This window comes from Hypericibacter sp. (genome assembly GCF_050729195.1).
In the GTDB taxonomy this organism is placed as follows: domain Bacteria; phylum Pseudomonadota; class Alphaproteobacteria; order Dongiales; family Dongiaceae; genus Hypericibacter.
The window spans coordinates 1-7083 of sequence record NZ_JBOHKS010000255.1 but is presented as its reverse complement, the minus strand read 5'-3'; the positions used below and the strand labels follow the sequence as shown (position 1 = coordinate 7083).

Annotated in this window: 8 protein-coding genes; 6 read left to right on the top strand and 2 right to left on the bottom strand. The window is 64.9% G+C overall.

The genetic code is table 11. The features are described 5' to 3' along the window. From ACREE8_RS20525 to ACREE8_RS20500, 6 genes are all read left to right on the top strand, one after another. Positions 1–420, top strand: a 420-nt coding sequence (locus ACREE8_RS20525) for an SIS domain-containing protein (RefSeq protein ID WP_431574877.1), incomplete at its 5' end; no start/stop codon positions are given. Beyond that, positions 417–956, top strand: coding sequence for a D-glycero-alpha-D-manno-heptose-1,7-bisphosphate 7-phosphatase (locus ACREE8_RS20520; protein WP_431574876.1), 540 nt, complete (start codon positions 417–419; stop codon positions 954–956). The genes ACREE8_RS20525 and ACREE8_RS20520, both read left to right, overlap by 4 nt. Before the next feature lie 17 nt (positions 957–973). Further along, complete coding sequence (locus ACREE8_RS20515; RefSeq protein WP_431574875.1) at positions 974–1747, top strand: transaldolase; 774 nt, start codon at positions 974–976, stop codon at positions 1745–1747. After that, a complete protein-coding gene (locus ACREE8_RS20510; RefSeq protein WP_431574874.1) occupies positions 1744–2751 on the top strand; it encodes an NAD-dependent epimerase/dehydratase family protein in 1008 nt (335 codons plus the stop codon). Before ACREE8_RS20515 ends, ACREE8_RS20510 begins: the two co-directional genes overlap by 4 nt. Continuing rightward, complete coding sequence (locus ACREE8_RS20505) at positions 2748–3761, top strand: NAD-dependent epimerase/dehydratase family protein (RefSeq protein WP_431574873.1); 1014 nt, start codon at positions 2748–2750, stop codon at positions 3759–3761. Before ACREE8_RS20510 ends, ACREE8_RS20505 begins: the two co-directional genes overlap by 4 nt. A 3-nt stretch (positions 3762–3764) precedes the next feature. Next, positions 3765–5312 carry a PfkB family carbohydrate kinase gene (locus ACREE8_RS20500; RefSeq protein ID WP_431574872.1) on the top strand — a complete coding sequence of 516 codons (1548 nt, stop codon included), beginning with the start codon at positions 3765–3767 and terminating at the stop codon, positions 5310–5312. A 30-nt stretch (positions 5313–5342) separates the two neighbouring features. On the opposite strand, the gene ACREE8_RS20495 is transcribed toward ACREE8_RS20500, so the two are convergent. After that, entirely contained in the window at positions 5343–6470 is a 1128-nt protein-coding gene (locus ACREE8_RS20495; RefSeq protein ID WP_431574871.1) for a mitochondrial fission ELM1 family protein, read from the bottom strand. Between the two features lie 47 nt (positions 6471–6517). Next, the coding region (locus tag ACREE8_RS20490; protein WP_431574870.1) for an ELM1/GtrOC1 family putative glycosyltransferase at positions 6518–7083 on the bottom strand (566 nt) is incomplete at its 5' end.

The following is a 7083-nucleotide window of genomic DNA, read 5'->3' as shown; positions in this document are numbered from 1 at the left end:
GCTTATACCCCGGTCGACAATGTGTCGGAGCTGACGGCGCGAACCAACGACGAGGGCTGGGACACGGTGTTCGAAGGCTGGCTCGAGGTCAGCAACGTCAACGAGAAGGATGCGATCCTGATCTTCTCGGTCGGCGGCGGCGACGCCGAGAAGAACGTCTCGCCCAATCTCGTCAAGGCGATCGATCTGGCCAAGCGGCGCGGCACGAAGGTCTTCGGGATCGTCGGGCGCGCCACCGGCTACACCGCCAAGAAGGGCGACGTGGTGGTCGTGATTCCGGCACCGAACGCGGCACACATCACCCCGCAGAGCGAGGGCTTCCAAGCCGTGGTGTGGCATTGCCTCGTCTCCAACCCGGTCCTGCAGCGCCGGGCGACGAAATGGGAGAGTGTCACCGCCACGAGCGCAGCTCCGCGGTGACGGCCACCGCACCGCGCCGGGCGGTGTTCTTCGATCGCGACGGCACGCTGAACCAGGCGGTGATCCGGGACGGCCACCCCTACCCGCCGGCCGCCCTGGCGGACATGATTCTCATGCCGGGCGCCGTCGACGCGCTCCAGCGACTGAAAGCCGCAGGCCTGTTCCTGGCGGTGGCGACCAACCAGCCGGATGTGGCCAAAGGCCTGACCTCCCGGGCGACGGTCGAGGCGATGAACCGCTGGCTGGCGGACCGGCTGCCGATCGACCATTTCGAGGTCTGCTGGTGCCTTGAGGGGCCGGACTGCAAGTGCTATAAGCCGCTGCCCGGCATGCTCCTTGACGCAGCCGCGCGACACAATATCCGATTGGACCAGAGCTTCATGGTCGGGGATCGTTGGCGCGACATCGGGGCCGGAAAAGCCGCCGGCTGCCACACCATATGGTTGCGTAACGACTATGACGTCCCGCGGGAACGACCCGATCGAATCGTGTGCTCGCTCGCGGAGGCGACGGACATCATCCTCCAACAATCTTAGATAAGGTCTTACGACCGATGGAACCCGTGCCCTCGATCTCCGATCTGCGGATCAAGATTTTCGCCGACGGCGCCGACCTGAACGGCATTCGCGAAATGTACGCGAAGCCCTTCATCAAGGGGTTCACCACGAACCCCACCCTGATGCGCAAAGCCGGCGTGAAGGACTATCGCGCTTTCGCGCGCGAGGCGATCGCGGCGGTGCCGGATCGGCCGATCTCCTTCGAGGTCTTCGCCGACGATCACGCGACGATGGAAGCGCAGGCCATGGAGATCGCTTCCTGGGGCGCCAACGTCAATGTGAAGATCCCCATCACCAACACAAAGCGCCAGTCCTCGGTGCCCCTGGTCGGCCGCCTGTCGAAGCGCGGCGTCGCCGTCAACGTCACGGCGATGTTCACGCTGGACCAGGTGCGCGCCACGCTGGAAATCCTGTCGGCCGATACGCCGGCGATCCTCTCGATCTTCGCGGGCCGCGTCGCCGACAGCGGACGCGACCCGATGCCGATCATGACCGAAGCGGTCCGGCTCGCGGCGAAAGGCCATCCCAAGGCCGAGGTGCTGTGGGCGAGCCCGCGCGAGGTGCTCAACCTGTTTCATGCCGACGTTTGCGGCTGCCACATCATCACCGTCACCAACGACCTGCTGAACAAGCTGGGATCGGTGGGCAAGGATCTGGAGCGCTTCTCGCTCGAGACCGTGGAGATGTTCTGGCGGGATGCCGATGCCGCCGGCTACAACATCCCGACGCGGGACGCCGCGCCGGTCCTGGCGAATGGAGCTCGTTCGTGAAGTTCAAGAATGTCCTGGTGACTGGCGGTGCCGGTTATGTCGGATCGCTGCTCGTCCCGCAGCTGCTCGATCTCGGCTATCACGTCACCGTCTACGACATCATGTATTTCGGCGATTACTTCCTGCCGAAACAGGATCCGGCCCTGCGCATCATCGAGGGCGATATCCGCGACACGGCGAAGCTGGCCAAGGCCTGCCAGGGCCAGGATGTGGTGATCTCGCTCGCCTGCATCTCGAACGATGCGAGCTTCGAGCTGGACGAGCATCTGTCCACCTCGGTGAACATGGACGCCTTCGAGCCCATGGTGATAGCGGCCAAGCGCGCGGGCGTGAAGCGCTTCATCTATGCCAGCTCGAGCTCGGTCTATGGAGTCTCCGAACAGCCCGATGTCACCGAAGACCATCCCCTGCTGCCGCTGACGCTCTACAACAAATACAAGGGCATGTGCGAGCCGCTGCTGTTCAAGCACCAGTCGCCCGACTTCGTCTGCGTCACGATCCGGCCCGCGACCGTCTGCGGCTACGCGCCGCGCCAGCGCCTGGATCTCAGCGTCAACATCCTGACGAACCACGCGATCAACAACGGCAAGATCACCGTCTTCGGCGGCACGCAGCTCCGGCCCAACCTGCATGTGCAGGACATGTGCGACCTCTATGAGCTGCTGCTGGAGCTTCCCGACGAGAAGATCGCGGGCGAGACCTTCAATGCCGGCTATCAGAACATGAGCATCATGGACATCGCGCTCACGGTGCGCGACGTCGTCACGAAGGAATTTCCGGGCCGGGGCACCATCGACATCGTCACCACGCCCACCGACGACATCCGCAGCTATCACATCAACTCGGACAAGATTCGTCGCATGCTGGGCTTCTCGCCGAGCCATGCGGTGGAGGACGCGGTGCGCGACCTCTGCAAGGCCTTCAAGGCCAACAAGCTGCCCAACAGCATGACCGACGACCGGTATTTCAACGTCCGTCGTCTGAAGTCCCTGCGCGCCGCATGACCGGGAAGCCTCTGGCCGTCGTTACGGGCGGGGCGGGCTTCATCGGCAGCCATATGGTGGATCTGCTGGTCGAGCGCGGCTTCCGCGTTCACGCGATCGACAACATGGTCGGCGGCCGGGCCGCCAATCTGGCCCAGCATGCCAGCTCCGGCGACGTCGTCCTGGAGACCCGCGACGTCCGCGACATCAAGCCGGAGGATCCGTCCTTCCGCGACGCGCGCTTCGTCTTCCATTTCGCAGGCATCGGCGACATCGTCCCGTCGATCGAGCGGCCGGCGGAGTACATGTCGGCGAACGTGCAGGGCACGGTCGCCGTGCTCGAGGCCGCCCGGCAGTCCGGCGTGGCCAAGTTCGTCTATGCGGCATCCTCCTCCTGCTATGGCCTCGCCGCGACGCCGACGCGCGAGGATCACCCGATCAACCCGCTCTATCCCTATGCCCTGTCGAAATATCAGGGCGAGCAGGCCGGCTTCCATTGGCACAAGGTCTATGGCCTGCCGGTAAATTCGGTCCGCATCTTCAATGCCTATGGCACGCGCTCGCGCACCTCCGGCGCCTATGGGGCGGTGTTCGGCGTGTTCTTGCGCCAGAAACTCGCGGACAAGCCCTTCACCGTCGTCGGCGACGGCACGCAGCGCCGCGACTTCCTCTATGTCACGGACGTCGCCCGCGCCTTTCTCGCGGCGGCGGAGACCGATCGTGTCGGAACCTTCTGGAATCTGGGCGGCGGCAATCCGCAGTCGGTCAACCGCCTGATCGAGTTGCTGGGCGGCGACAAGACCTTCATCCCGAGGCGCCCGGGTGAGCCGGACGTGACCTGGGCCGACATCGGCAAGATCCAGCGCGAGCTGGGCTGGGCGCCGGCGGTGAGCTTCGAGGAAGGCGTGGCAAAGATCGTCGCCACGATCGACTATTGGCGCGAGGCGCCGCTGTGGGATCCCCAGTCGATCGCCAGCGCCACGGAAACCTGGTTCAAATTCATGCAGCAGGCCGGCCGGGAGAACGCATAAGTCATGGATGCACAAAGCCGCAAGCTGGTGAATCACAAGATCAAGACGGCGCAGGAAGTCGCCGCCATCATCGGCCCGCGCCCGCGCAAGAAGCGGGTCATCATGTGCCACGGCACCTTCGATGTCGTGCATCCCGGCCATGTCCGCCATCTGCTCTACGCCAAGAGCAAGGCGGACCTGCTGGTCGCGAGCGTGACGGTGGACGCCTATGTTACGAAGGCAATGCACCGGCCCTACGTTCCGCAGGATCTACGCGCGATCAATCTCGCAGCTCTGGAAGCCGTGGACTATGTCGTCATCGACCCCCATCCGACACCGGTTGAGCATCTGCAGATCATTCAGCCGGATTATTATGCCAAGGGCTATGAATATTCTGGCGGTCACAATCCGAAGACCCAGGAAGAAATGCGGATTCTGGAAAGCTATGGCGGAGAAGTTCTCTTCACGCCGGGCGATGTGGTCTATTCCTCCTCTCGTCTCATCGAATCCGGACCGCCCGATATCGGCATCGAAAAGCTGATGCTGCTGATGGACGGTGAAGGCTTCGGGTTCCAGGACCTTTACGACCTGCTGGACAGCCTGAAGGGGGTGCGGATCCACGTCGTGGGCGACACCATCGTCGACAGCCTGACTCATTGCAGCATGATCGGCGGCATGACCAAGACGCCGACCATGAGCGTTCTCTACGAGAACAAGGTGGATTATGTCGGCGGCGCGGGCATTGTCGCCAAGCATCTGCGTGCGGCCGGCGCGGACGTGACCTTCTCGACCGTTCTCGGCAACGATGCACTGAAGGATTTCGTCCTACAGGACCTCGAGAAGGCGGGCGTCAAGGTGCGCGCCATCGTCGATCCGACACGGCCGACGACCAACAAGAACGCGATCGTCGCCCGCGATTATCGCCTGCTCAAGATCGACACGGTCGACAACCGCTCGATCTCGGACAAGATCCTTGCCGAGTTCCGCCGCGATATCGCGGAAACAGAAGCGGATGTCGTCTGCTTCAGCGATTTTCGCCATGGCATCTTCAATCGCATGACGGTGCCGCGCCTGATCGAGGTGATCCCCGAGGGCCGCATGCGCGTTGCCGACAGCCAGGTCGCGAGCCGCTGGGGCAATATCCTGGAGTTCAAGGGCTTCGACCTCATCACGCCAAACGAGCGGGAGGCCCGTTTCGCGCTGGGCGACCAGGATTCCGCAATCCGCCCGCTGGCGAACGCGCTGTTCGAGCAAGCGCTTTGCAAGACCCTCATCCTCAAGCTGGGCGATCGCGGCGTCATCACCTACCGCACCATGCCGCCGGACGACGTGCGCACCGTGGTGGCGCTCGACAGCTTCGCCAACAAGATCGTCGATCCCGTGGGCGCCGGAGACGCGCTCCTGGCTTATGCCTCGCTCGCTTTGTTTGCGAAGGGCAGCGATATCATGGCGGCGATCCTCGGCAATATCGCGGCGGGGGTGGAATGCGGACGCGACGGCAACGAGCCGGTGACGCCGGACTCCGTCCATCAGCGCATCAAGGAACTCGAGCGGGTCGCCAACCTGGCTTGAGCATCGGGCACAGCGGCCGAAAACACGGTTTCAGCCCCGCTCCATCAGCGTTCGGATACGCGCGACCACGGCGCCCAGCTCGTCGGGCAGCGGCCGATTGTTGAGCTTGAAAGGGTCGCCGAACCAGATGGCGTGACCCTCTTTGATCATCAGCCGGTGGATTGCGGTCAGGTCGCGGTCATGGCCGATCGCGCCCAGCCGGCTGGCCAGCTCCGCGAAACCCCGCCGCAGCCGGCGTGCGAGCCGCTTCGGCAGCAGTTGCGCCACCCCACCGAGGATCCCCGATCCCAAGGAGGAGGAGAGCGGTAGCGGATAGATCGCCAGGGGTTTACCGAGGCGGCCGATTTCCATCAGCATCGAGACGCTGTCGCTGGTGACGACGAAGCGGTCCGCCAGCCCGAGCAGGGCGCGATAGGGATTGCGCCCGCCGCCCGGGCTCCAGCGATGCAGGATCGAGCCCGGCGGCAACATCCGCTCCAGCACGGCGATGACGGCATCGGGCGTGCGCCGGCTCGTGGTGACGATCAGCGTGCCCTGCTCGCGGGCAGCGAGATCGGCGATCCCTGAGGCGAGCTGCCGGGCCACCGCTTCGTCGAAGCGCACGGCCTTGGTGCGTCCGCCCACCATGACCGCGATCAAGGGCCGCGACAGCGGCTCGAATTCCCGCCGCCAGCTTTCGGTCTCGGCGGCAATGGCGGCCATGTCGATGCGCTGCAGCGGGAAATTGATCCGCAGCAGGTTGGACTGCGGCGGCAATCGATATTGAACCGAGGCCACCGCCAGGTCGAAGCGGTCGAGCATGCGCTTGGGCGGCCCGATCAAGGCAATGCGGGTTCGCCCTTGCGATTGTTCCTTGATCCAGAGCGCCACCATCGACATCCGCCGGCCGATGGTGATGACGAGATCAGGCCAAGGGGCTTCGAGCGGATCGGATTTCGCCGGATCGACGTGATGGATCGAGGCGGCGACCCGGGGCTTGGCGTCGGCGAATTCCGGCCACACGCCGATCTGCTTGGGCGTGCTCGGCCAAGGCAGCGCATCGGCGACCACCTGCAACTGCGCATTGTCGCCGGTCTTGTCGGACATCAGCAGCCAGACAACGGGCGATGGACGAGACCGGGCCGGCATCGACGCGCTGGTCTTGGGGTCTTGCGGCATGGCTGATGAAGGGCCTGGCACGATCGATCGTCTGGAGGGTCAGCGCGCTAAGGCGTGCCGGGAAGCATCGGCGCGGCCGCCGAACCGACCGCATCATGCGGGCCGGAGCGGGTCTTGTGAACAGAATCCGCACCGGGCAAGGGGCGACCGAGCAGCGCGTAGACCCGTGCCACCGCACGGTCCAGGTCCTGCAGGGGCGCCGGGTGCCAGGGGCGCGGGTCGGACGCGCCCAACCAGCGCGCCCGGCCCAGGGCCACGAAGCGGTCCTGGGCCAGCCGGATATCGCGGCTGCGATTGATCCGCCAGGGCGGCAGGCCGATGGCCAAGGCATAATGAAGCCCGGACAGGCCTTGATCCCTGAGTTGAGACCAGCGCCACCATTGCCGGATTCGCGGGTCCTTCGCGCGCGGGCCCCGCATGGCGGCCGGGCCGCCGCCGAACTCGAACATGAAGACCGGGCGCGCCGTCGCGCAGGACTCGGCCAGCATCGACAGGCTGTCGGCCGTCACGATGAAACGGTCGGCCAGGGCCAGATATCCCAGATAGGGATTCTCGGGATCGGATGGACGCCAGCGGTAGAAGTTGTGCGGCACCTCGATCGCGCGATCGAGGG